Genomic DNA, 26,153 nt, shown 5'->3' on the forward strand with positions numbered 1-26,153 from the left:
CAATTAATTTCGATAGCGTTACAAGAAACAGAAAGATTTTATACGGCCAACTTAACTTTACATGCAGTTAGGCCAAACGGAGCTTCTGAACAATATGGCCAACCACCAGATCAGGACAATCTGACAGATAAAAATGGTTACCTGCGTATTCTTTCAATTGGAACTCACCATTGGTCCACTGCTGCCAACCCCGAGCTTCATCGGTGCTCAACTCAGGATCATCCCGTCCTAGCATCGCGGTGATGGGGCAATCTAGAAGATGGTCCGAGGATATCTTGCTGGTTTCGATCAATCGATAATCCTGGCGTATAGCAGGAAGTAGTAGAGCCCTTAACTCAGGAATTTCCAATAATTCAGGAGAGGTGCCACCAAGCTCAATGAGTTGTTGGCACAGAGATTCATCACTCAACTGGTGTACGTTTCCACTCTTTTGAAATTGTGGCGCTTCGCGCGCAGAGACAAATATGTGTTCAGGACCGCACAATTTTTCGCGATACAAGGAGAGAGCCAATTCATGAGCAACTGTAGCTCCCATACTGTGCCCAAATACTGCCCAGGGTTTATCGATGACAGGTTTGATAGCCCTACTTAACAAAGTGATTAAAGTTTGCATATCTGCGGGCATAGCTTCATTACAGCGTTGCTCCCTACCCGGTAAACATACGAGAACCAATTCTATGGAATCTGGCAATAATTTCACCCAGGGTCGATAAAGTGATGCTGTACCACCAGCATGAGGCAAACACAAAAGTCGGATAGCCGCTTTAGGTTGAGGGCGAGGGATTTGTAGCCAAGCGCCGGACATAGATTTATCTCAATAAGAAATTTGAAGCCGTGAATACTAGCTGTTAATTCTTAATTTAGAAATCTGAAGAAGATTCAAAAAAACACTCCCCTGCTCCACCCAAACATTTCAGGAGACCAGCATGGAAAATAATTTACTTAATGGTTACACGCCTCACCCAAAGGAACTAGAGGCTTTCTATCAGCAACAAGGAATTTGGGATAACCAACCTATTTGGGAGCTGATCACGCGTAATGCGAAAAACTTTCCCAATCAATGCGCAGTTCGGGACCTATCGGATCAATTAACTTATGCCGAATTGGTTAATGAGGCCGATAGCATTGCCGCAGGCCTGGTGGAGCAAGGCTACAAAGTTGGGGAGCGGGCAATACTCCAGTGGAGCAATCAAGTCAGTTTCATCACAGCCCTGCTCGGTTTATTTCGAGCGGGAATGGTTCCTGTATTAGCTTTGCCAGCACATCGCCAAAATGAAATATGCCATTTTGCACAGGTCTCGGGTGCCAGTATCTATATCACTTCAGGAGCAGAAAGTGATGCAAGCCGTCACAGCATGATAGAACAAATTGCTTCGCAATCTCCGACTTTGCGAGGCATATACAGTTCTGATGAAAATGACACATTCCCCTCCCTGCCCAGAAGAGAATGCCAAGGCTTCACCCCTGTTCCCGTAGACCCCAACGCCCCAGCTCTATTCCTCGTTTCCGGTGGCACTACAGGACTTCCGAAACTTATTCCACGCTCCCACAATGACTATCGCTACAACATTACCTGCGCTACGGCTGCTTGTAATTTAGGAAAAGATGAAATCTATCTGGCAGTACTCCCCGCCGCCCATAATTTTCCATTGGGTTGCCCCGGCATTCTGGGCACGCTATCCATGGGTGGGCAGGTAATATTTACCAATGATGCAAGCCCGGACTACTGCTTCGAGCTGATAGAGCGTTACGGCGTAACCGCCACAGCCCTGGTCCCAGCACTGGCTCAAGTCTGGACTGCAGCGACAGAATGGGAAGATGCTGATTTAAGCTCTCTCCACTTACTTCAAGTTGGTGGCTCAAAGCTGAGTCCAACTGACGCCTATGCTGCGATAGATGCTTTTCCCGGTGCACTGCAGCAGGTATTCGGTATGGCCGAAGGGTTGATTTGTTACACCCATCGCGAAGATAACAATGAAACCATCACCAATACTCAAGGAAGACCTATGAGTTCCCTCGATACTCTAAAAGTGGTTGATGAGTACGGACAGGAAGTGAAAGCCGGAGAAGAAGGAGAGCTGCTTACTCGCGGCCCCTATACACTGAGAGGCTATTACCGTGCAGAAGAACATAACCGACGCGCTTTTACCCCAGATGGTTTCTATCGCAGCGGGGATCGTGTACGCATTCTAGATAACGGCAATATTGTAGTTACTGGACGACTCAAAGATGTTGTAAATCGGGGCGGGGAAACTTTTGCATGTGACGAAATTGAAGAGCATCTACTCGCCCATCCCAGCATTCAACAAGCAGCTATCATTCCCTTGCCAGACCAAGAGATGGGAGAGCAAGTTGGAGCGACTATCGTATGTGCAGATAAAGCGCCAAGCTTGCAAACGTTGCGCGACTTTTTAACCGAAAGGGGCCTGGCCAGCTTTAAGCTACCTGAGCAGCTAAAAGTATTAGCTCGTCTGCCGGTTACCGCAGTCGGGAAAGTTGATAAGAGGAAGCTCTTAGAGCTTATCGATTAGTACTATTTGAGAGATTGAGCTCCCATATTCATGAAAGTATGGCTTTAACCCATACTTTCATTTTAAATGAACAAGAAGTATAAATCAGAATATAAAGGATATACCAACTTGCAACACATTAAGGTTCCTTAAATCAAATTCTATATGGTCAAAGTCATTTATATAATACTCCCCCACCTTACCAACATTATGCAGCATGTATTCGGCACTTATACGGAAAGAGTTATTAAAGTTGTATCGCGCACCTAGACCTACATGGAAATAGCTTTTACTGAATTCATTTGACCCATAATAGTTACCACCAGCGTAAAATTCATCCATGGTATATGACCAGTCCAGCTGCGCAAAACTATAGCCCAACAACAAATACATACAGGACCTGTCGCAATACCAAGATAAATCCAGAGTTCCTGTAATTGAAAATACATCCAAACGATGTTTTTGATTGACCTGGTATCGCTCAACAACTGTAACTTCGTCATCAATATAATCGATATTTTCTACCGATATCGATCGCCCTAAATTTGTTCTGCCATAGCTAAAGCGAAGTTCAAACGGGTAGCCATTGAAGTCGATCCCGATATCGACGCTGCCCCAAGGCTCACTTCCTGAACTTGAGGTTTTGTAGTAACTATATTCGTAAAAATAATCGTAGTAGAAATATGGGTCATAAAATACACCCACAGTACGATAATCCTGCTTAACCTCCAGCCTATTAACTCCACCATTCAGTGAAATATATGGACGAAATCCCCACGGGTTTTCTAGACTACCATAGTCAGCAGCTATGGCCTCCATGGAAAAAATAAGTGATCCAATAATGACAGCTGAGTGCAGGCGCATAGTAACCTCCTTGTCGCTTTACACAACTCAAGACCCTCACAGAATCCAATACATTGATTTGTCGATATGACTAAAAGTCCTTTACAGCGGAACAAAAAACAATTTGTCAAAGCTCCCATCTTGATATCGACAAATGGTGTTCTTATGCAATGAAAAGCTATGGATTCAAAGTAAATTTGTACTCCTATAAATTTAAAAATAGCAGTTACTCCTAACTTCCAGGGCTCAATTTACTGCCAGGGTAGCGAAAGGTGTTAGCAAAGTGATGAACGGGCATAAACCAACAATGTAAGAACGAAGCCGTTAGATTTATACACGCCGTTTAAATACTCTGAATTTCAGATATAAACAACAATCAAAAACGATACTCTTATATTATTCATACTTTGATGCCGAGCAACACAAGGAGGAGGGCTGAAAATCAGGACACTCCGCGATCCCTTGCCGTTTTATGTCATTTGACCAACTATTTTATGCTGGCATAACATTTACCTCAGCATCAAGATTCTTTGTGGCAACCCCGGTCAATGAATACGAAATTGCGTCCAGGGTTGTCACGCAAAACAATATCATTTTGGCGGCGCACATTTATCGGCTATCGCATATAACTCCACCCTACTGATATGAAAACGATCCATATTCACATCCTTAAAAGCCATTAACTGGATCTCAAAGAGTCTAGTTTGCAATACCCGGTTGTGCGTTGGTGGCGCATACTTAGACTTACTACTATGTAAAAACTATTTCTCGGATCGGGATACTATTTGTCAGTCAAACCTAAGAGGAATAATTAAACACTCAATGTCCGCCGTAACTTCAATAGATCCTAATAACCAATGCAAACTTCGTACTCTCTTTTCCCACATCAGATTTACACAGTGATCTATAAACTAATACCCACTTGTAACTAAGTGGCAAAACTTGGCTGGCCAATAATTTTGTTTGCGCAAATCAGGTATATCATGATGCTCCCTCTCCACGGAAAGCGTATCCTTTCATTCGAAACCTGGGGCGCAGGTTCCTTTCATGGCACTTTACTAGCTTTTCTGGGCGCAGAAGTAGTCAATATTGAAGATCCCAAACAAGGTGGGAATCCACTTAGAAAAATGGGATCTATCTATCTTGATGAAGCTCGCGAAGACAATGAGACAAGTGAATCGACGCTCCACAACAAGAAGAGCTTGGCCCTGGATATCAGGGATCCCGCTGGCAGGGAGGTATTCTTGAAGCTTGTGAATAACTCACATGCTGTTATCGACAACTTTCGAGGTTCTTTGCCCGAAGAGTTAGGCGTTACCTATGCTGACCTCAAAGTGGCGAACCCCAAAATAGTTTGTACCCATCTCTCAGGGTATGGCAGAGACAACAATAGAAAGCACTGGCCAGGATATGATTTCCTTATGCAGGCAGAAACTGGTTGGATGTCAGTGACTGGAGAACCAGGATCTATCCCAACCAAAGTTGGCGTGTCAGTAGTGGATCTCCTGGGGAGTGTCTATTCAGCCCTCTGTACCGTTTCAGGGTTACTGCGGACCGAAGTCACAGGAAAAGGCGGTGATTTTGACACTAACTTATTCGATATTGCGCTAAATTGCCTCTGCTATCAAGGGTTATGGTTTCTCAACGAGGGGATAGTTCCTGGGAAGCAACCTCGCTCAGCCCACGCATCCCAAGCACCTTGTCAATTAGTAAAGACAGCAGATGGTTGGTTTTATGTGGCCTGCTTAACCCAGAAATTCTGGGAATTGCTTTGTCACGAGTTAGGCTCCGATATTTTACAAGCTGATACCCGCTTTTTGACCAATGAAAACAGGATGCAAAACAGAGAGCTACTGACAGAAGCTCTAGACCAGCACTTCCAGAAGAGAACAACAAAAGAATGGTGCGCTCAAATGGAGGGTAAAATCCCCTGTGCCCCGGTCTATGATATCGCCGAGGCGCTTAACAACCCCTATGTCCAAGATAACGACAAGACTGTATCAATTCCTTATACACGCAGTACAAGCCGTGACTCAATACAATTTATAAACGCCCCCTTCTCTATTCCCGACACCCCTCCAGTGCCTTTTCAGCAAGCACCACTTTACGGAGAGAACACTCGAGAGATCCTTGGTGACTTGGGTATCCCACAAGATGAAGTAGAGTTCCTGGCAAAAGCTGGCGTGATCTATTGCTGCTGAAATACATCGGTACTGATGAGGATAACTCCCAATTGGCCAGACCACTCTTTACCTAGGCGCCCTGTTACTACAATTTCCTCAGTTCCATCCGATACCTCACCACCCCAGGAAGACGGGATTGAACGGGAGCTACCTTAACGCTATGAACATCGGCCACCTGGATTGGAATGCCATTCTCGCCCAAGCCCGCAGCCTTTCACCCTACGGTGGGCCAGATATACCTGTTTCTGCCGTCTGTCTCGATGACATCCCCGTTTGTGGCCCCGTTGAACTGAAACATATCAGCCAAAATGCCGCGCAGGAACACGGAGCCATTATCATGTCTAGCGGCGGCACAACTGGAAAGCCAAAGCTGGCCTATACACCTTATCACCAGGCAACTCAAAGACTGCTGAAGGAATGGCGCCCGCTCAGCTCTCAAAGTGTTCTTCTTAATCTCTTTAATCCTGGGCGGCTATGGGGTGCACACTACTTTATTCAAACACTGGCAGAGGCTTCCAAATGCACCATTGCACCTACAGGCCCCTTTATATCTGGTGAGGTGGAGAATTGGCTGGAACTTCTACATAACATCGATGTGGACTCACTTGCTGGCGCACCCACAGGACTGGCAGATTTTGCCGAAGGTATACTAGATTCAGGCAGCCAACTCCCAATAAAGACAATTATCTGGATGGGGGAACCTTGGACCAAAGCAAAGTTGAAGGTCATACGTAAGGCTTTCCCTGATGCTGGGCTGTGGTGCGACTATGGATCGGTAGAAACCAATAGCATTGCTGTCAATTCCCCTGAGTGTGATTTGAACATATATCACCTTTTAGCGGACCAATTGATCGAAACTGACGATCAAGGCGCCCTGCTTACCCGTGTAGGTACAGGGTGGACAGTACCGATAGTGCGTTACCGGTTAGGTGACCTAATCCAAAAAGCAACTTGTCCCTGTGGTCGCCCTAATGGCCTATCTATTCAGGGGAGAGCAGATGACAATGTCGGGTTATGCAGCGCCCTTCTGGACCTCAATAAGATCATAGAACTCGCCTATGAATGTGAAGGCGTCGAAGAAGTTCAACTACTTCTCAGCGGCGACACACAAACAAAAAAGTCTGCCGATTCAATAGTCGTTCAGTTCACAGGCACGGCAAGTGCCAACAGCATCTGTGAGCATATTTTGAACAACATTCACAACCTCGCCTCTGTTGTCAGACAGTACCCTCAGTCCTTCACAGTACAAAAAGCCGAGCGACTTAAGCGTATCGAACGCACCAACAAAGTTCCCCGGGTTATTTGGAGAATGAGCGATGGGAAATAGCGGTAGAACTCAAAGCATAACTCCCCCTAGCGCATCCGACGGTCCTATGTGGGACCGTCTTATGGGAAACTATAATTTTGCCTGCCTGATGGTTTCTGCAAAGTTGGATATCACCGGGCTAATTGAACGCGGTTATGATTCCTGCGAAGCACTCAGTAAGGAATTGCAGCTCAGCAATAAAGGAATGGGCTTCTTTCTGCTGATTCTGAGTCATTTGGGGTATATCTGCTTCGACAAACAACAAGTGAAAAATACAGAGCTGGGAAAATGCTACCTCTCCAAAAGTAGTCACTACTATTGGGGGGAAGTCTTACTCGATCCTTTTCAAATCTATGACATCAATCACCTGGATAAAAAGATACTCACCAGCTTACAAAGAGAATATGAGCTGGAATGTAAAGGTCGCTCTGTAACCGACATGTGGCAAAAAAATGACATGGACAATGACTCGGCAGCAGCTTTTACTCATCTGATGCATTCGCAGGGGTTTGCCTCCGCAGTTGAGGCTGCTTCCTGCGGTATTTTTGAAAACGCTCAAACCTTACTCGATGCCGGTGGAGGCTCTGGAACCATTGCTCTCGCCTTCTGCGATACCTATCCTGAGCGCAATGCGCTGCTCTTCGACCTGCCGCCGGTTTGCGATATAGCAGCAATGTATATAAATAAGTTCAAGAAAAACCAGCAAATCCAGATAGTTAAGGGGGATTTCTTTAGAGACCCATGGCCTGAGGGGTTCGATGGCATTTGCTTTAGCAATGTGTTGCACGATTGGCAGCATGCTACATGCCAAATCTTAATCGACAGAGCCTTCGCACTTTTACCAAAAGGTGGGCAGGTATTTATCCACGATATGCTCTTCGATGATACTCGTTTAACGCCAAGCTTGTTCTGCTTTCATTTGTTTATGAACCACGGCTCCCAACTATACTCAGCCAAAGCGCTTTATCGGATGCTTGAGACAGCAGGATTTGTAAATCCTCAATCATACCAGGCACTCGGCTATTTCTCGGTATTATCAGCCAGAAAGCCCTAGCCCTACCCTTATTATCCTATTTTACTTATATGATATCTATCGCTACTTCCACGAGCAGTTCGTTTTTTGATTACCCTTTCGTCACCGACTGACTATTAGGGTATTAGCTAGAAAGTGTTTAACCTTTAAATAATAGTAAATAGTTTTTGGTTTAAGCATTATAAAACTATAACTTTGTGAGGTGCTTCTCGTTAATACATTTAAAGTAGCTAACAGGTTATATCTTTTCGATATCATTGCTTTTGCACTCTATTGCCCTTCAGGGGTTTATACTTGAAACATTTGAAGATTATTGAAGTTCCTGATATCCGACCTCACAAGGGAGACGGGTAGAAATAAACTTCATACGTTTAGAGACGCAAGTATTGCTGCATGCGATTACTTTTATCTCGGCAGTCGTAATAGAGAGCGCAATTAAATCTGTTTAAAAAATAACAAACTCAGGCGAACAGTAGGAATAATAATGAAAAAAAACTATTCATGGTCACTCTCGAAAGGGCTAAAGAAGATTTGTATCGCTTTATTTAGTTATATAACGTTGATGAGTACGCCTCTATTTGCAGAGACCGATCCTTATTCAATGTTGGTTCAATTCAACCTCTATTACGATTACGAGACAGAACAAGGTACCAATGACCACGCAAAATATGCACTCGAGCTACAACGGCGCCTGACTTACTCAACACCAATTCGCTATACACAAGTCCTTGCAACACACAACAGTTATAACTCTGATGCCTATGGTGCTATCTGGGTAGGCTCTGAACAATCTGCCAGGGTTAAAGACCAAATTGATATTGGTGCTGAAATTATTGAGCTGGACCTGCATCAGTTCAGTGGTGAACAATATTTTTGTCATGGCTCATTCTACTGTAATTTCTGGCTTGATCCTCAACGCGTTCCTATCTCTACCGTATTGGGAGATTTGAGGGATTGGGCTTACAAGCAGGATCAATATGGCACTAACCGTACAGTAATCGTACATATCGAAAATGCGGTATCGTCCGGTGCCCAGGTAACTTTTAAAAACCATCTTATAGATCAGATAGGCCTGGAATACATTTACACACCCCAAGACTATAGAGAGGACTTTCCCAATGGGGTTGAAGTCACGAGCTATAAACGAACCTCACTTCCCTCTCAAGAGTTATCACGGGAGACAGTCCGTAAACATGATGGTGTAAATGGGAAAAAGAGATTCGTATTTTTTTGGACAAAAAATGACAGCAATATTGGGGATGATAATGAGTCATTCGATGTAATATTCGATGGATGGGGTGGACTGGACAGGCACTGGAAGAGTGGCGATGACGATTCCCTGGACAACTGGGATGACGGTATCAACACCGTAGAACACTATGATGTCAGTGCTACAGACAGCAGATTTCAAAATAAAGGACTATGGTCTTGGGGAGAGGGAGAACCCAATGATCATGGTAACGGAGAGGACTGCGCTGTTATCAGAAGCGACGGGCGCTTTAATGACCGCCAATGTGATCGCTCTTATTCATTTGCTTGTAAAAGGCGGTTAAATGGAGAACTGCATGTAAACGACTTAAAAGATGATGGCGCTATCGATTACCCTGTTATGTGGTCACTGACTACGAGGAAGTCTACCTGGTCGAATGGAGAAAGTGAATGTCAGGCACTGGGTACTCAATGGCACTTCGATGTGCCTCGCAATATGATGGAAGCACTCGCATTGAAAAGTAAGCTGGCAGCTGCCAGTGAGACAGCAGCCTGGATTGCTTATACTGACCAGGATAGTGAAGGTACAATTGAAGGTGACTTTATAATAACAACTGTAGATTACTAAAAAGATATTGTAGGGTTCTTTGTCTTTAGGTAATTAGAGATCTACTAACTTTCAACTTGATCTGACAGTTACCCGCTTCTTAGAAGAAGCCCTGTCAGATCAAGTTCAATCATGCCTATTTTTAATGTGAAAACATCTTATCTTTACGGCCCATCATCCTATAAAAATATTTAAAAGACCTCGTAATAAACAATCTGTGGTACAGGTAACGAGCTACCGATGACTCCTATTCTCAAGATTAACAGCAGCCCGCCAAATTTTAGCTATGAACTCTATAAGCGCTGTTCGGTCGCCGGTACGCCCCTTTCCTTTATCAGCGGTGCAAACCTGAAATATGTTAAAGTTCGCCAAAACCACTCTAGCGGCCCCATACGAAATGCCTTAAGCCAAAGATCCGAATATGCCAGCTGAAACAGGCCCAGCAGCACACAGACCCCAAGTACTTCTATACGTGTCAGCTCACCATACAAACCCAATCCAAAGCCATAAAAAATATAAATGCAAATAAATGATTGAGCCAAGTAATTGGTAAATGCCATCCGCCCAACGCTTTGGATCTTGCCTTTGATCCATAGGTGTTTACCTAATTTGAACCAAAGGCAGATCAAGCCGATATAACCGATACTGGTAAATGTGGACCCTACCAAATTAAAAATGGCACCATAGGTGAAGTAATCATCCATACTCCAGTCATGACTATAGTTCCAGATAAGCCCTATACCGGTCAATGTCACCCCAATAGCCAACCCAGTAATAGCTAGTTTTTTGTAGGCTGACGAACTGGCTTTGCCACGTAGGATATCCAACTTAAACAGGCCCATTCCCAGCAACATCATAGCGGCAGCTTTTAAAATAATGGAGAGACTAAAGTAGGAAATAACGATTGCTGATTCCGGACTAGAAGCTAAATTACCAGCAACTAATCGACTCCCGACCAGATCCCAGAACCCTCCTCGATATATTTCTATATCTTGCTGGATCTGCGCTGTATCAGGGGCAAAAATGGCTGCCGTTGCATATCGAGCTTCTCCTGTTAGGGGTTCTATAAAAGCTCCTGTCAGATATGAGCTATATGCTGACAAGGCAAGAGTAATCACCCCCAATGCAATCAGCCAGCTTCCGCGCAACTTGTGTAACAAATAGACAAACATGGCTATAAAGGCATAGATCATCAGGATGTCGCCTTCCCAAATGAAGATGCCATGACAAAGGCCTATCAATAACAGCCAGAAATTTCGACTGTAATGAATTTTTGCAGCAGACTTATTCTGTTGCTCACGTTTCTCAGCTAAAAGTATGATGCCTGCGCCGAAAAGCATGGCAAAAAGCCCCATGAACTTTTGATCAGCAAACAAATGGAAAAAGCTAAAGAGAAAATCATTCAAAGGGCCATTTGGCAAATAGGCCTTTGGATTCAAATAAGCCGCCATAGGCATAGAGAAATTTATCATATTCATTAAAGGAAGCCCCAATAAAGCGACTCCCCTCAACAAATCCAACTGTGATATTCGATCCTGCATATAAGTCCTTTTAAAACTAAAATACGTTACAGATATATACTGAGGTGGAGATTACAGGAAAAAAGGAAGAAATCGCTATATTTTTTCTGCTCGTAGGTACCAACTAGGGCCTTTCTAGGGAAGCTTTGATAAATGGACTTCTAGCCACCCCCATGGGATGAGAGGATGCATCTGAGAAAGAAACTTCTCGCGGGGAGTTCCATGACGCTTCAGATTATATGCAGCTTCGGCAAAGGTAGCTAGGGGCAAGATCTTGACGGATAGCGGAATACTACCAAGTTGGCTCGAAATTAATCAGAGGTTTCCTAACTAAGCTAAATATCAATTAACGTATTACTATCCAACATCGCCTTTGCCTGCTGAAATGCAGTTTCGGGTACATAAGGATGGGAGAAAATCCAAAACTGCCCGCTTTCTATACCACTAGTAATGATATCAGCAGCTTTTTCTGGCTTCATACCTTCAGAAACCACCTTGACAACTTTGGCTTTAACTTTTTTCTCGACTTCAGACTCAGGGTGAATTACCGCTACACTTGCAGGCCTATTACGTGAAGAGTCGAGAATATTAGTTTTTATAGCACCAGGACAAAATACAGAAGTTTTTATAGGCGAGTTAGCTAAACGAAGATCCCGCTCTAAACTTTGCATTAAACCTACAACACCAAATTTTGAAACATTGTAGGCCCCTAAGTACCCTATACCATATAGGCCGGATTCCGATGCTACAGACAATATATGGCCCTCGTCATTCTGTTCGATATGAGGGAGAAATACATGAATACCGTTAATAGGCCCCCACAAATTCACTGATAAAATCCACTCCCACTCATCCATAGAGGTTTCTGCTATAGCCCCCAAAGGACCTATTCCGGCCACATTACAGAGCAAGTGTACCTTATCAAAGTGTTTTAAAGTTCTATCAGCTATGTTTTGCACATCCCCAAGTTTAGATACATCTGCTTGTACGCATATACACTCAGCACCTTCTCGTGCTATCAACTTGGCTGTTGATTCGAGATGACTTAGGGTATATCCGGCTAATACCAACTTCATTCCTTTTTCGGCTAAACGTATTGCTAAAGCCCGCCCTAGTCCACTTCCCGCTCCTGTAACAACAGCAACTTTATCAGACAAATCCATAACTTTCCTTTTTACAATATATTCAACATGACTAGGAACTTTAGATTCAACAAATCCTTAAATAGTTGATATATAGCTATTCACAGCAATAAAAACTGAATAAATTGAACCTCTACCAATAATCTGAATAACTGCCAGGAATCTTATCCTTTAGCCCTTCAGTTAAAGTCTGTTGTGGCCATTTAAGCCACTTAAACTTTAATGAAGTTATAGATTAACAACCTAATGAACCGGGTATTGTATTTCTTTGGCAATCACCCACATTTTATAATCTGCAGGCATTTCAGATAAGTAATCGAGAGTTCGATAAATAAGATGTTTCTCCATTTCATCGACTCCAGAAGACTTGCTCCAGCCTTCTGCTGCTAACCGGTACATAAAAGTAACCAAAAGGAATTTCTGCTTGCTTGATAACCCATTTCCATGACCATTGATCATCATATGCATGGAAACAAGGTCATAATCCAAGTCAAAAATTGACTCATCAACCTGGACGGATATCTGGGCCGAACGACCCGATACAGAATTCCCCCGCGCAATCACCTGCATTTCATCAAGAAAGAAGGAGACATGAGCACTATTAGCGGCAGAGCTGTTTTGATATCGGCCTCTTAGTGCCAAATCCCTTATCTGACGATTTGATATTTCACCCTTTAGCCAGAGTTCTGTCATCTGGGTAAACGGGTCGTAGTCCTCGCTCTGGACTATATATTCATCTGCAAAGGGGGATAAGGAATAGAAAAGCGCGACAAGCCAAAAACAGATCCTTGTTACAGTCATTACAACTACCACTCGAAGTGAAGACCATGCCACGCGGTCGATTATGATGGGAAGTCTATTAAATTAAGTATAATCAAGAATTATTGTAGGAACATTGATCGGGAGGACACTTGCACTCATTTACGGGCGAATCAACCGGAGGCTTAAATTCCACATTGATGGTAGCTTTTTTAGCCAGCCTTTTCTCTTGAAGCCTTTCCAAAGCCTCCTTCGTCATTGCATTGATCTCTCCAGAGAGAAATTTATCGACAAACATTTCGGCTTCTTGATCCAGACTGTAATTACTACGGCCCATTCCCTCTCGTGAATTATATTTCGATAAGCTATAGGCCAGTAATATCTCTTGAGCTTCACTATCAAACTTTCTGAATAGATCTATGATCCAATTAGTTTCCAAGAGGTGTTCAAGAGCTTCAAGATTACCTTGAAGCTCTAAATAGATAGCGGCAAAGTCCTCACCTCCTTGAAGGATCCGGCCTATGTAACCAGCTTCCTCTTTGTGGAAATAATCCAATCTTGCCTGGATGCTTATTTCTTTGATGTCATTGGCGATAACATAGCGACCCAACTTTTCCACTTCAGCCACAGTCATACCAAGCTCATAAAGCTCCTCCTGATTCGTCTTTAACATATACCAAGAAGAGAGTACCCCAAGCAGTCTAAATGACGTCAGCCACGCTCGTTGCTTTCCTAAATCAATCTCGTACCACGCGGACTTTCTCTCAAGCCCATACTTACTGAGGTATGACAAGTCTTCCCCCCTATTAGCAGCTTCCCTAACAGCCCTCATTCTTTGCCAGGCAGCTAAGTTCCGCTCCCTACTCAGCACCCATTCACTGTTAATCTCTTCATTATGTTTATAGGTAGTCGCAAATAACTCCTCGAGAGATGTGCGTTTAGAATCTGCAAAAGAAGGTGCCGCCAATAAAAAGATCAGAAGGAGGCAAACCGGAGGAGTTACTTTCATAGAGACACCTTGTGGTGCTGTTGTAGTCGCATTTATCGAAGGGAATCTACTAACTATCGTCAAGAAATCTCTGCCGAAGGGTTAACCTGTGCCGTAATTACCCCTAGTAGAAGAAAGAAAAACTTGGAAATACCCCTTGGTCACATAGCGAAAGCAACCTTTGTCGAGCAACCGGCCTCTGGTGTATGATTTATCAGTAATGAAGAACTATTCGTCCACATTTCGCGCCAAGCTGATAGCCATGGCGGCCCTGCTCCTGCTGATGTTGCAGGTACAGACCGTGCTCGCCTGCGAAATGATGGAGGACCCCAAGCCATCAGCGGAATGTTGCTGCGATGATATGGCCAAGGGGTCAGACTCAGATGATGACTGTTGTGGCTATGACGCCCAAGTCTCCCTGAAGACTTCGCTGGACGACCATCAAGTTGCTGTCACCGCCGCATACTTGAATCTGGAACTTCCCCAGTTGGCGCCACCGCCAACTTACCAATGGCCCCAAATACTGGCTCCGCCATTCGGTGCACCTGAATTATCTCCTACTGCGACAGAATCCCACCCCGGCAACCGAACCTGGCTTGCCACTTTGCGCCTGCGTATTTGATCACTCCCTTTCTCTCTGACTAGCGAAATATGCCCCCAGCCCATGCTGGCGGCTTCAGAAAGATTGTTCTAGGAGTGAACCTTTTGATTTCCCAACAAGCTATAGCGGCCATTGGTGGCCTGCTCGTTGACCCGTTTATTGATAATGTGCTTTGCGCGCAGATGCCCCTTTCCTTCACTCAGGAGGGTGCCCTATGAGCCAGCAAAAAACATTGAGCTTAATCGCCCTTACCCTGATGTTAGCGGCTACCGGCGCGGCCTTTTATTGGAAGAAAATTTCTGCACAAGCCGAAGCTCCAAATGCCGATTTTGTGCAAGCTGGCCCCTTCCAGATCGCCGTGTCTGTCGACCCGTTGCAACCCCAAGCGGGTAAAAACCAAATTCGAATTGAAGTTCGCAATGCTGACAATGAGCCGGTATCTGGAGCCGAAGTTCGCGCGGTAGCCGAGATGCCTGCCATGGGCGCCATGCCAGCTATGCGTGCCGTGGCAGATATCAGCGAATCCAGCCCCGGTATCTTCACCGGTGAAATTGAGCTGGCCATGGTGGGCTCCTGGCCCATGGTGGTAGATGTAGCGACAGGCCACGATAAGCATGTCGATCTTGCCTTTGATATGAGCACCAATCGCAAAGGCCTGCGCCTGAAATCTGCGCCTGAGGCTTCAGATACTGCCTATTACACCTGCTCAATGCACCCATCGGTAAGAGCTGCCGAAGCCGGTACTTGCCCTATTTGCGGTATGAACCTGCAACCTGTGAGCCACGATGAACTGCAAAGTGGCAGCATTGTGGTGGATAGCGGCCGGCGCCAGGCCATTGGTATCAAAACCGGTATCGTCGAGCGGCAACCTTTCGCTCTGCCCATTCACCTGCACGGACAGGTCACCTATGACGAAACCCGTTTACGGGATATCAGCCTGCGCTTCGACGGCTGGATTGGTGAGTTGGATGCAGATTTTGAAGGCAAGCAGGTTAAGCGCGGCGAAGTACTCTTCTCTGTTTACAGCCCCGAGTTGCTCTCAGTCCAGGACGAGTATCTAAAGGCCCGCCGCCGTGGCGATGCCCTGGAGAAAGCAGCCCGTAGGCGTCTACTGTTGTGGGGTCTCTCTGAAGAGCAAATCGACTGGCTGGTTGAACAGCAAAAAGCGCAGGACTATATCCCGATTTTTGCACCTGCCAGTGGTGTGATAATTGAGAAGAATATTGTCGCGGGCTCTGCGTTTGAAAAGGGCGACAACCTGCTGCGCATAGCCGATCTCAGCCAGGTTTGGATTGAAGCCCACGCCTACGAAGATCAGCTGCCGTTGATAGAAAAAGGCATGCCGGCCAAGGTGCGTTTAACCAACGTCTACCACGAGGAAATCCCAGCCACCCTCACCCAGATTGATCCCTTCCTTAATCACAATAACCGCAGTGCACGGCTGCGTGTGACCCTGCCCAATACCGATGGTGAACTGCGCCCGGGGCTGTTTGCGGACATCATGTTAACCGCCGAACTGGGAAATCTCCTGGTGGTACCCAGGGATTCAGTATTAATCTCCGGCAAGAAACGCATTGTGTTCCGCGACTTGGGCCAGGGTCGTCTGGAGCCGGTGCAGGTACGCACCGGTTATGGCGACAGCGACAGGATTGTTATCCGTTCTGGCCTCCAGGCAGGAGATAAAATTGTCACCTCGGGTGTATTCCTGATCGCGGCGGAAAGCCGCCTGAAGTCGGGGGTGCAGCAGTGGTAAATTCCGAACCCAAAGGGCTGATTGCCCGAATTATTGGGGCCTGCGCCGGTAAGCCGGGGATCACTTTGATTCTTGTAGCGATCGCAGCCCTGGCTGGATACCGGGCGCTAACCAGTGTCCCCCTGGATGCTATTCCGGACCTGTCCGACGCCCAGGTGATTGTGATGACAGACTGGCCGGGGCGCAGCCCTGACCTGGTCGAGGATCAAATCACCTACCCGCTTTCCACCGCAATGTTAGGGCTGCCCAAAGTCAAATATGTGCGGGGCCAGAGCTTTTTTGGTCTCAGCTTTGTCTACGCCATCTTTGAAGATGGGACGGATATTTACTGGGCCCGCTCACGTGTCCTGGAGTACCTCAACCAGGTAGCCGACCAGCTTCCAGAAGGTGTTCAGCCAAAGCTTGGCCCGGATGCTACCGGAGTGGGCTGGGTGTTCCAGTACGCGCTGGTTGATCGAAGCGGTAACAACGACCTGCAAGAACTGCGTGCGCTACAGGATTTCAAGTTGCGCTATTGGCTCACTTCTGTTGAGGGCGTGGCCGAGGTCGCCTCCATTGGCGGCTACGAAAAGGAGTACCAGGTCCAAATCGACCCCCATCGCTTGCAGATGTTTAAGGTTCCGCTCGGCAAAGTGGTCGAGGCCATTCGCCGCAGTAACAATGACACAGGAGGAAGGGTACTGGAGATCGCAGGCCACGAACATATGGTGCGTGGCCGGGGCTATATCCGCAGCGTTGACGATCTCGAAGATGTGGTGATCGGGGTCAATGCGGCAAAAATTCCGGTGACTTTGGATCAGGTAGCGGATATTACCCTGGGGCCTGCAATGCAGCGCGGTATTGCCGAGCTGGACGGCGAGGGTCAGACCGTAGGTGGCATCGTAGTAATGCGCTACGGTGAAAATGCCCTCAAGGTTATTGAGAGAGTTAAAGAGCGCATCGAGCAAATCCGTGCAGGCCTACCGGAAGGCGTTGAACTGGTAGTGACCTACGATCGCTCACAATTGATTAATAGCGCGATCGACAATCTCAAAAGCACCTTGATTGAAGAGATGCTAGTGGTTGCCGCCGTGATCGCTATTTTCCTACTCCACGCCCGCTCCGCATTGGTAGCCGTAATCACTCTACCGATTGCTGTTTTACTGGCCTTTATTCCACTGTTCCTACAAGGGCTTACCGCCAACATTATGTCACTGGGAGGTATTGCCGTAGCCATCGGTGCCATGGTGGATGCGGCAGTGGTAATGGTGGATAACATCCACAAAAAGCTGGCAGCCGATGGGGATAAGGAGTTGTCTCCAGGCGAGAAAAGAACGCTAATCGTTCGGGCAATGCAGGAAGTCGGACCGAGTATTTTCTTCTCCCTGATTATTATCACGGTTTCATTTCTGCCGGTATTCGCGCTGGAAGCTACCGAAGGCCGCCTATTCAAACCCCTCGCCTACACCAAAACCTACAGCATGGCTTTCGCCGCCCTATTGGCAATCACCTTGATTCCAGCTCTCGCTGTACTGCTAATGCGCGGCAAAATTCGCAACAGGGAAAATCCGATTTCCCGCGTTTTAGTCCATACACTACAACCAGTGATTCACTTTTGCGTACGGCAACGCAAGGTTGTAGCCACTCTCGCGGTACTAGCTCTGGTTTCTGTGGCTTACCCCATTAGCAAGCTAGGTGGTGAATTTATGCCGCCGCTCAATGAAGGCAGCATCCTGTATATGCCCACCGCCCTACCCGGCATGTCGGTTACCGAAGCGGGCAAGGTTCTGCAACAAATGGACGAGGAACTGAAAGCCTTCCCAGAAGTTGAGCATGTCTTTGGCAAGATTGGCCGCTCCAATAGCGCCACCGATCCTGCACCGCTCTCAATGGTAGAAACCGTAATCACCCTGAAACCCAAAAGTGAGTGGCGCCCCGGCATGACTTGGGACGACCTGCTGGCGGAAATGGATGAAAAACTGCGCTATCCGGGCATGCCCAATATCTGGTGGATGCCCATCCAAACCCGTACTGAGATGCTCGCCACCGGCATTCGCAGCCAGCTCGGCATCAAAGTGTTTGGAGATAACCTGAAGGAAATCGAACAGACCGCTTTGGCTATCGAAGAAGCATTGCGCAGCGACCAACGCACTGCGGAACAAACCCGAAGCGTCTTCGCCGAGCGCCTAACCGGCGGTTACTTCCTGGACTTTGATATCGATCGCGCACGGGCCTCTCGCCACGGCTTGAATGTACAGGATATCGAAGATGTGATCGCCGCAGCGGCTGGTGGCCTGGCCGCAACCCAGACCATCGAAGGCCGCGAACGTTACGATGTATTAGTGCGCTATGCCCGCGACTACCGGGATACTCCTGAACAGCTTGAACAAATCCTGGTCCCCGCCTCTGATGGTTCCCAAGTGCCCCTGAACCAGCTGGCTGATCTGGACTTCCGCACTGGCCCGCCCATGATCCGCAATGAGGATGGGCAGTTGGTGGGCTTGGTATTTGTCGACTTGAAGGGCGATATCGGCGTTGCAGATTATGTTAATCGCGCAAAGCAAGTTGTTGCCGATCAAGTTAATCTGATTCCCGGGCAACGTATCGCCTGGGCCGGCCAATACCAGTACCTGGAGCGCGCCAAGTCCCGCCTGCAATGGTTAGTGCCCCTGACCCTGTTGGCTGTGTGCTTCCTGCTGTATCTGCATCGAGGCAGGCTATCCGACACCCTGTTTGTACTCACCGCCATGCCTATGGCACTGATCGGCGCCTTCTGGCTGTTATACCTGCTCGACTACAAACTTAGCGTTGCTGTATGGGTCGGCATGATTGCCATGGCTGGTCTCGCCGCTGAGATGGGGTTATTAATGCTGCACTACTTATCTGCCGCCGGAGAGAACTCAGAGCGCGGCAATACTGCGACTGTTGCCCAAGCGGCAGCTGGCCGTATTCGCCCGATGCTAATGACCAGCCTGACACTGTTAATCTCATTGATACCAGTCATGGTTTCCGATGGCACCGGTGCAGATGTTATGAAACGGATCGCAGCACCAATGGTGGGCGGCACCATAACCACACTGCTGTTTGTATTGTTAGTGATGCCCGGGGTTTTCTATCAGTGGAAGGCCCGCGAAGGAAAGCAAAGCTGACGTTAGTAAATTGGGGCACCGGGTTTATGCTACCCAGTGCCCCTGTTCTCTTCTTGCAAAGCGGTAATCTGGATAGATAAGCCTTTGACGGGAACAAGGTGATTCATAGGTTTCTTCAAGGTTAACTGTTAAAATTCCATACAAATTTTGTATTGCACAAACTGCAAAATTACAGCGATCACAAAGGCTAAGTAGGTGACGATCACTTTCCCTACTGGTTGTGTAATACGCGTATTTGACATTTAACGACTCCAGGATTCACCTTGACTGCACCTTTTTCCGATCTTCCCCTAAACCCCGCCCTGCTGAAAAACCTGGCGTCACTCAACTACAAGTCCATGACCGAGGTTCAGGCCAAAACGCTTCCGATCATTCTTGACGGCAAGGACGTTATCGCCAAGGCAAAAACCGGTTCCGGTAAAACGGCCGCCTTCGGTTTGGGGGTGCTGCATCGGCTCAATGTCAGCCGCTTTCGGATTCAATCGCTGATTCTATGCCCAACACGGGAATTGGCGGACCAGGTTGCGCAGGAACTGCGCCGACTGGCACGGGCAATTCACAACATTAAGATTCTGACTCTCTGCGGCGGCATGCCTTTCGGCCCTCAAATCGGCTCCCTGGCCCATGGAGCCCATATCATCGTTGGTACTCCAGGGCGTATCGAAGAACACCTGCGCAAAGGAACACTCTCCTTAGAGCATGTCGATACGCTGGTCTTTGACGAAGCCGACCGAATGCTCGATATGGGATTTCAGGACGTTATCGATACCATTCTGGCGCAGGTGCCAACTGGCCGGCAGTCGTTACTATTCAGCGCTACCTACCCCGATGAAATTGAAAAGCTCAGCGCCCGAGTGATGCAAAAACCGGTGATGGTTAAAATTGATTCTGCCCATAGCGACGAGGTGATCGAACAACGCTTTTACAGAACTGAGAGTTTCGAGGATCGCCTGGAGATGACTCGGCGTGTCCTGCTCAATGATAAACCAGTCAATACCCTGGTTTTCTGCAACACCAAACGCGAAACCGATGAAGTGGCCGATGATCTGAAACAGGCTGGCTTCAATGTCCTCGCCCTGCATGGTGATATGGAGCAGCGCCAGCGCAATGAAACCCTGATTCGATTTGCCAATGGCAGCGCTTCAATTCTGGTAGCCACTGATGTAGCTGCACGCGGTCTTGATATCGACAAGCTGGATGCCGTTATCAACTTTCATATCGCCAAAGACCCGGAAGTGCACACCCACCGCATCGGACGGACAGGCCGCGCCGGTGAGCGCGGTTGCGCTTACTCCTTTTTTGCCGAGAAGGAAGGCCACAAACTGGTTCGTATGGACCTAACCCAGGACCCACTATCCGATCCAGATACACCGCCACCAGCCAGCATATTAAGTGAACCCCCTTTCCAGGCACCGATGGCTACCCTACAAATCGATGGCGGCAAGAAGCAAAAGGTCCGCCCCGGCGATATCCTCGGTGCCCTAACCGGCGGCGATCGCCCGATTAACGGGAAAGATGTTGGCAAGATCAACGTACTGGACATGACCGCCTATGTTGCGATTAAACGCAATGTAGCATCACAAGCACTGAAGAAAATAGAAAACGGCAAGTTGAAAGGACGTAAATTTCGGGTGCGGCGTATTCGAGGCTAAGTCGAGTGATTATCCCCTGGCAACGCCGGGGGATTGCCCTTTTGCGCTCGCTTCGGGTTCATGGTTATCCTGACTGTTATTTCGAGAGCTGACGAAAAATATAATAATCAACTATGAATCAAAGAGTTACAGAGTGACATAAGAAATGTGGTAGTAGTCAAAGTGATCCTTTTTGCAGTTTGCACGGCCGTGACAACTAAATTTAATCCAATGACTTTATAACAATATTTTCGTTTTAGCGAAGAAATTGATTCTGAAATAGTAATCAGGATAATAGTGATCCGTATGATTACTATATAAATGCTATACGTGGGCAATACACAAATACATGAAAAATACAATTAATACAATTAACAATGCCTTTGACATTGAGTTACCATCTTTCTATACCGATACTCTTATAAATTATCCATTCCCACAATCTGATGATCCAGACCGGATTGAGGGAGAACTTGTAAAAGACTTAGACTGGCTTATAAAAACTAATCGGAAGCTTCGTGAAGATGGTTTTTGTTATCAAGATCATTGGCCAAATCACTTTTTTGCAATAGGCTTCGATGGCTTCGGAAATTATTATTTTATCAATTTAAGCCAAGAAGATACCTCTATATATATTGCAGACCATGAAGAAGATTTTAATCACAAAGAAATTTCAAATATGGAGCTGGCTTCAAACATTGAAGAATATATCAATGACTGTCTTGAAGAGTAGAAAATTTTAACCGAAAACATTTAACAAAGTCATTAAGTACGTTCTGACCAAGAAACAGCCTCCACCGGAATGCCTATGCGTTGCTCCGGCATCCGTTTATGGCGGCGTTGTGATCCAAATGGAGTGAAGCTATAAATATTTTTGCACGGACAATTGCGGTATTTTCTGCGCTACTTTTTTGTTTGCTATCGTGGATCGGCCCTATGGCTGAAACTTGTACTATGGGGGATACAGGTGGTTACGTTGGGAGTGTCATTCTAGCTGTTCCTTTTGCATTACTTGCTTCCTTCATTATTTTTAAGGCCAAGCCAGCAAACATATACTTTGAAATCATCTCAGCCAACTTAATAGTAATACCGTGTTTATTTATAGGATATATATGGTCTTTGCTTTTGGTAAACACTACTATTAGCGGCAACCATTTATGCGGCCCTGATTACAACAGCTATCTTAATGAGTACGGCACAAATTATTGGTATATTCCGTTAATACAACTAATTGCCTGCGCTCAATTGATATTTTTTTCAATTAGGTCAGTGCATAACAAATCAATCAAGAAGGACACCGTAAACCGCACCTCTTCTTGAGAAGTTATATGTGATATGAGGCTACGATGAAAAAAATTACCATTATATTATTTCTTTTACTGAGTACGCTTTTAGCCGGTGGTTGTGCGTCTCAAGTCAATAAAGCTATGCAATCGTGGGTTGGGCATCACAAGGCTGATCTAATTGCAAGCTGGGGGCCGCCAAATCAAGTGGCCGATGATGGTCGCGGAGGGGAAATTCTGATTTATAACAGCTACGTAAATTTGGGGCAAACTCCTGGAAGAGTCCAGACGGATTACTGGGGAAATACTACATATACCGTACCACAGCAAAATGGCTATCAACGAACCCGTATGTTTTATGTTAATCCAGAAGGCTACATATACAATTGGCGTTGGCAAGGGCTATAGCATATTAATCGGGCAGCCAGTAGTTTCTAGCTACCGGCCCCACACCACCCACCATGCGGTACTGCAATGGGCGCTCTCTACCAGTAATGAATATCTACCCAGCGATCACGTAACGAAATTAAACCTATCTTTTCGAAAACTCATTGTTGAGAGTGATATGAACATTCTCAGTTTTTGCACTTCACCAGTAACTTGTGACGGACGAAGCACAAGTTACTGCCAGCGATTCACTTACACTCATGTGCAGTAAGTTTCAGACTTTCACTCTAACCCTGCGCCAGTTCTTCCAATAGCTCATTATTAATCTCCGCCCTATCAAATAGTCGAGATCAATACATTTTTGATTACCTTGGGCTATACTAAAACAATTGATCCAACCACAAAGAAACACGGTAAGCTCTTTCAGTATCTTTTCCATCGAAATACCACACAGGATCAGCCAGTAATCTGATGAGAATGGTATTTAAATTGGAGCAGAGACTTATCATTTCAGGCAAGCTTTGCCCCTAAAAATAAAAACCCTTTAGTTGCAGCAAGCACCATGTTACACATGGGCGCAACTACCCAAAGATCCCTCTTAAAACTGGTATCACCGTTTCATTTGAGCATCCTCGCTTTAAGTTAACGAGCCCTGTAAGCCAGCGCTACAATGTGGAGATCCAATCAGATAGTTATTTGGTGGGGAAAGTATGATATTTTTCCCTCTGAATTTAGCGGGCGGCGGCAGGGCTTGAAAAGCTACGCGGCACTTCGGCTGCTCTTGCTAGCAACGTTAGTTTTTAGGAGGGAACCATGAAAACACTAAGAAAAATTGCATTGGTTTTGTCACTGTTCTCTGGACCTGCTGTAGCAGGATCAGATCCAGCATTTGAACCAGTTATTGCACTCTTTTCAGCTATCTCTAAGTTTGATCATTCTGCTATGAAGAGGTCTGTAACAGACAAATTTGAGCTTCTTGAGAATGGAGAAGTTTGGGGCATTGATGAACTTATCGCCGCTGTCCCCCCTGCTGAATACAAGAGGGAGAACTACTACAGCCTTATCTCTACTGATGTGAGAGAAGATATTGCCCTTATAAATTACTGGAATAAAGCTGTTTTTTCCTCTGAAGAGGGTACGCGAGATGTTGTATGGCTGGAAAGTGTTGTGGTGGTCAAGGAAGATGGTAAATGGGTTCTACAGCAGATGCATTCTACACACGTTGAACCCAAGAGGGTTCCGGCGTCGATTGCATATCTAGAGATGCGCTGAAAAACATAATGAATGAGGGGCAACGCCTACATTTCTACTTCGCTTTTGGATTGCTCACCGGCTTCGCAAGTTAACATAAAACTAGTGCGTTAGTACGGCGTGCCTTATCCAGTGGTTCAGGCTGTAGAAAACTAATGTGTGTTTTGTACACTTTATGGCTCAATGGGTATACTTTGTCAGTAGCTGGGTTTTAACCCTAGTCTTTCTTGCATGGCAATTTTAATGGCGGCAGTATAAGGTTTAAACTTATAACTGGGTGCTCAACTTCAGCGCCCGACCGCTTACATCGGAGAGCACCTTGCAAGGAATTCTTTCAGAAAAATTGATTCTTACTGAAGCGGCCATACTCGAAAGAGTCAGGCGTAACAAAGATATAAGCCTTTGTAGCCATGTCGACCATGCTAAATTAATCTATAGCAAAACTGGTGCTGAAAGCCTTAAACGAATCTACAGTGAATACATAAACCTTGCAATTGATGCAAAACTCCCTCTTTTGCTTGCAACTCCCACATGGAGGGCCAGCTCAGAGAGAGTTTCTTTAGCCAAGGCGCCTACGTCTATCAATGAAGACGCTGTTAACTTTCTCTCGAATATCTTGCCAAAGGAAGGAAATGTATATGTAGGAGGCCTAGTCGGCTGTAAAAATGACTGCTACAAACCAGAACAAGGCCTAACTTACAAAGAATCTCTTTCTTATCATCGTTGGCAAATTGATAAGCTCGGAGCCTCTAAAGCTGACTACCTTATGGGAGTAACCCTACCAGCTATACCAGAGGCATGTAGTGGTCTAATCCTTCCGGACACTTCGCTAAGATGGTAAAACTACCAAGCGAGGTGAAGTATGACAACAAAAGGTACACGTCGGCATTTCAAGCCGGAATTTAAGAAAGACGCCGTAGCGCTAGTCTCTGAGCAAGGGTATTCAATTTCTAAAGCAGCAGAGGCTGTAGGAACAACAGCCAATAACCTGCGACGCTGGATAAAGGAACTGAAGCAGGAAGAAGACGGTGTGAGGTTGGATGTAGGTGAGCGCGCAGAATTAGAGCGATTACGATGTGAAAATAAGCAGTTGCGGATGGAGAAAGAAATCCTAAAAAAGGCCAGCGCCTTCTTTGCGAAAGAAATGAAATAAAGTACAGCTTTATTGAAAAACAGCAAGGCAGCTTTCCTGTTAGGGTGATCTGCCGGGTAATGCAGGTAAGTAAGTCTGGTTATTACGATTGGTGTTGCCGTGGTAATAGCTCAATAGATGCTCAAACATGGCAACTATGCCATCGTTTGAAGGCCCTATTTGCAGAATCTAGACAGAGCCTGGGAAGTCGTCGGTTAATGAAGCTGTTACGTAAAGAAGGCTTTGAAGTCGGGCGCTATCGAGTCCGCAAGCTCATGAAAAAGCTAGGCTTGGCAGTAAAGCGCAAGAAGCGATTTACACTGACGACAGACAGTAAACATCACCTGCCGGTCGCAGAGAACCTTCTAAATAGGGAGTTCTCACCGAGTGCTAAAAATCAAGTTTGGACGACTGATATTACATATATTTGGACTTCGCAGGGCTGGTTGTACTTGGCGGTAGTGATTGATCTCTATTCGCGCCGGATTATTGGTTGGCATCTAGATCGGAAGATGGAAACGGCCCTGGTAACTCGTGCGTTGATGATGGCTGTCAATTTGCGTTCGCCCCCAAAAGGTCTCCTGCATCACTCTGATCGTGGCAGTCAGTATGCCAGCCATACCTACCAAACGTTATTGAGTCAGCATGGGATGGTGTGTTCAATGAGCCGTAAGGGAAATTGTTGGGACAACGCACCGACTGAACGTTTCTTCAGCAGCCTGAAGCGGGAGTGGGTAACGGGAAACCTTTATCCGACAAGGGAGGATGCGGTAGCAGATGTAAGAGCCTATATTGCTTATTACAACTCACGAAGAATACATACAACACTGGGAGACCTAGCCCCTATCGAATTTGAGAAATGTGCTTAAAGAAGTGTCCGCTTGGAG

22 protein-coding genes are annotated in these 26,153 nt (G+C 46.2%); 15 read left to right on the forward strand and 7 right to left on the reverse strand.

The window, feature by feature from the left end; all coding sequences use genetic code 11:
• Window positions 1-67 precede the first annotated feature (67 nt).
• Window positions 68-805 carry a thioesterase II family protein gene (locus ACJJIN_RS06625; RefSeq protein ID WP_444897404.1) on the reverse strand — a complete coding sequence of 246 codons (738 nt, stop codon included), beginning with the start codon at window positions 803-805 and terminating at the stop codon, window positions 68-70.
• A 121-nt stretch (window positions 806-926) separates the two neighbouring features.
• On the opposite strand from ACJJIN_RS06625, the gene ACJJIN_RS06630 reads away from it, so the two are divergent.
• A complete protein-coding gene (locus ACJJIN_RS06630) occupies window positions 927-2,531 on the forward strand; it encodes a (2,3-dihydroxybenzoyl)adenylate synthase (RefSeq protein ID WP_444897405.1) in 1,605 nt (534 codons plus the stop codon).
• Between the two features lie 84 nt (window positions 2,532-2,615).
• Here the strand turns inward: ACJJIN_RS06630 and ACJJIN_RS06635 are convergent, their stop codons facing one another.
• Complete coding sequence (locus ACJJIN_RS06635) at window positions 2,616-3,374, reverse strand: putative outer membrane beta-barrel protein (protein ID WP_444897406.1); 759 nt, start codon at window positions 3,372-3,374, stop codon at window positions 2,616-2,618.
• Window positions 3,375-4,285: 911 nt separating this feature from the next.
• On the opposite strand from ACJJIN_RS06635, the gene ACJJIN_RS06640 reads away from it, so the two are divergent.
• The 4 genes from ACJJIN_RS06640 (at window position 4,286) to ACJJIN_RS06655 (ending at window position 9,712) form a co-directional block, all read left to right on the forward strand.
• Window positions 4,286-5,554, forward strand: a complete 1,269-nt coding sequence (locus ACJJIN_RS06640) for a CaiB/BaiF CoA transferase family protein (protein WP_444897407.1) — start codon at window positions 4,286-4,288, stop codon at window positions 5,552-5,554.
• 118 nt (window positions 5,555-5,672) lie between these two features.
• On the forward strand, window positions 5,673-6,863 hold the full coding sequence (locus ACJJIN_RS06645) for an AMP-binding protein (RefSeq protein WP_444897408.1): 1,191 nt from the start codon (window positions 5,673-5,675) through the stop codon (window positions 6,861-6,863).
• A gap of 61 nt (window positions 6,864-6,924) precedes the next feature.
• Window positions 6,925-7,896: a methyltransferase gene (locus tag ACJJIN_RS06650; protein ID WP_444897409.1), complete on the forward strand. Its 972-nt coding sequence runs from the start codon at window positions 6,925-6,927 to the stop codon at window positions 7,894-7,896.
• 463 nt (window positions 7,897-8,359) lie between these two features.
• A complete protein-coding gene (locus tag ACJJIN_RS06655) occupies window positions 8,360-9,712 on the forward strand; it encodes a lectin-like protein (protein WP_444897410.1) in 1,353 nt (450 codons plus the stop codon).
• 272 nt (window positions 9,713-9,984) lie between these two features.
• Here ACJJIN_RS06655 and ACJJIN_RS06660 read toward each other — a convergent pair whose 3' ends face one another.
• From ACJJIN_RS06660 to ACJJIN_RS06675, 4 genes are all read right to left on the reverse strand, one after another.
• Window positions 9,985-11,232 carry a DUF418 domain-containing protein gene (locus ACJJIN_RS06660; RefSeq protein ID WP_444897411.1) on the reverse strand — a complete coding sequence of 416 codons (1,248 nt, stop codon included), beginning with the start codon at window positions 11,230-11,232 and terminating at the stop codon, window positions 9,985-9,987.
• 314 nt (window positions 11,233-11,546) lie between these two features.
• Window positions 11,547-12,374: an SDR family NAD(P)-dependent oxidoreductase gene (locus ACJJIN_RS06665; protein WP_444897412.1), complete on the reverse strand. Its 828-nt coding sequence runs from the start codon at window positions 12,372-12,374 to the stop codon at window positions 11,547-11,549.
• Between the two features lie 222 nt (window positions 12,375-12,596).
• Window positions 12,597-13,154 carry a hypothetical protein gene (locus ACJJIN_RS06670; RefSeq protein ID WP_282932883.1) on the reverse strand — a complete coding sequence of 186 codons (558 nt, stop codon included), beginning with the start codon at window positions 13,152-13,154 and terminating at the stop codon, window positions 12,597-12,599.
• A 73-nt stretch (window positions 13,155-13,227) separates the two neighbouring features.
• On the reverse strand, window positions 13,228-14,121 hold the full coding sequence (locus ACJJIN_RS06675) for a hypothetical protein (protein WP_444897413.1): 894 nt from the start codon (window positions 14,119-14,121) through the stop codon (window positions 13,228-13,230).
• A gap of 199 nt (window positions 14,122-14,320) precedes the next feature.
• Between ACJJIN_RS06675 and ACJJIN_RS06680 the strand changes: the two genes are divergently transcribed.
• From ACJJIN_RS06680 to ACJJIN_RS06710, 7 genes are all read left to right on the forward strand, one after another.
• Window positions 14,321-14,722, forward strand: coding sequence for a hypothetical protein (locus ACJJIN_RS06680; protein WP_444897414.1), 402 nt, complete (start codon window positions 14,321-14,323; stop codon window positions 14,720-14,722).
• Window positions 14,723-14,915: 193 nt separating this feature from the next.
• Window positions 14,916-16,454, forward strand: a complete 1,539-nt coding sequence (locus ACJJIN_RS06685) for an efflux RND transporter periplasmic adaptor subunit (RefSeq protein WP_444897415.1) — start codon at window positions 14,916-14,918, stop codon at window positions 16,452-16,454.
• A complete protein-coding gene (locus ACJJIN_RS06690; RefSeq protein ID WP_444897416.1) occupies window positions 16,448-19,582 on the forward strand; it encodes an efflux RND transporter permease subunit in 3,135 nt (1,044 codons plus the stop codon). Before ACJJIN_RS06685 ends, ACJJIN_RS06690 begins: the two co-directional genes overlap by 7 nt.
• A 263-nt stretch (window positions 19,583-19,845) precedes the next feature.
• The gene (dbpA, locus tag ACJJIN_RS06695; protein ID WP_444897417.1) at window positions 19,846-21,234 is read left to right on the forward strand and encodes an ATP-dependent RNA helicase DbpA; all 1,389 of its coding nucleotides are present in this window, start codon (window positions 19,846-19,848) and stop codon (window positions 21,232-21,234) included.
• A 328-nt stretch (window positions 21,235-21,562) separates the two neighbouring features.
• The gene (locus ACJJIN_RS06700) at window positions 21,563-21,946 is read left to right on the forward strand and encodes an SMI1/KNR4 family protein (protein WP_444897418.1); all 384 of its coding nucleotides are present in this window, start codon (window positions 21,563-21,565) and stop codon (window positions 21,944-21,946) included.
• 203 nt (window positions 21,947-22,149) lie between these two features.
• Complete coding sequence (locus ACJJIN_RS06705) at window positions 22,150-22,533, forward strand: hypothetical protein (RefSeq protein WP_444897419.1); 384 nt, start codon at window positions 22,150-22,152, stop codon at window positions 22,531-22,533.
• Between the two features lie 26 nt (window positions 22,534-22,559).
• Window positions 22,560-22,904 carry a hypothetical protein gene (locus tag ACJJIN_RS06710; RefSeq protein WP_444897420.1) on the forward strand — a complete coding sequence of 115 codons (345 nt, stop codon included), beginning with the start codon at window positions 22,560-22,562 and terminating at the stop codon, window positions 22,902-22,904.
• Window positions 22,905-23,157: 253 nt separating this feature from the next.
• Here the strand turns inward: ACJJIN_RS06710 and ACJJIN_RS06715 are convergent, their stop codons facing one another.
• Complete coding sequence (locus ACJJIN_RS06715) at window positions 23,158-23,322, reverse strand: group II intron maturase-specific domain-containing protein (RefSeq protein ID WP_444897421.1); 165 nt, start codon at window positions 23,320-23,322, stop codon at window positions 23,158-23,160.
• Window positions 23,323-23,696: 374 nt separating this feature from the next.
• Here ACJJIN_RS06715 and ACJJIN_RS06720 point away from each other — a divergent pair, with 374 nt between their 5' ends.
• The 3 genes from ACJJIN_RS06720 (at window position 23,697) to ACJJIN_RS06730 (ending at window position 26,135) form a co-directional block, all read left to right on the forward strand.
• A complete protein-coding gene (locus ACJJIN_RS06720) occupies window positions 23,697-24,155 on the forward strand; it encodes a nuclear transport factor 2 family protein (protein ID WP_444897422.1) in 459 nt (152 codons plus the stop codon).
• A 298-nt stretch (window positions 24,156-24,453) separates the two neighbouring features.
• Window positions 24,454-24,975, forward strand: coding sequence for a homocysteine S-methyltransferase family protein (locus tag ACJJIN_RS06725; protein ID WP_444897423.1), 522 nt, complete (start codon window positions 24,454-24,456; stop codon window positions 24,973-24,975).
• A gap of 21 nt (window positions 24,976-24,996) precedes the next feature.
• Window positions 24,997-26,135 (forward strand): IS3 family transposase gene (locus ACJJIN_RS06730; protein WP_444897424.1). Its coding sequence is split into 2 segments (ribosomal slippage): window positions 24,997-25,246 and window positions 25,246-26,135, totalling 1,140 coding nucleotides; the frame shifts between segments, so codons are not numbered across the junction.
• Window positions 26,136-26,153 lie beyond the last annotated feature (18 nt).

It is taken from the genome of Microbulbifer maximicatervae (SeqCode), assembly GCF_052467505.1.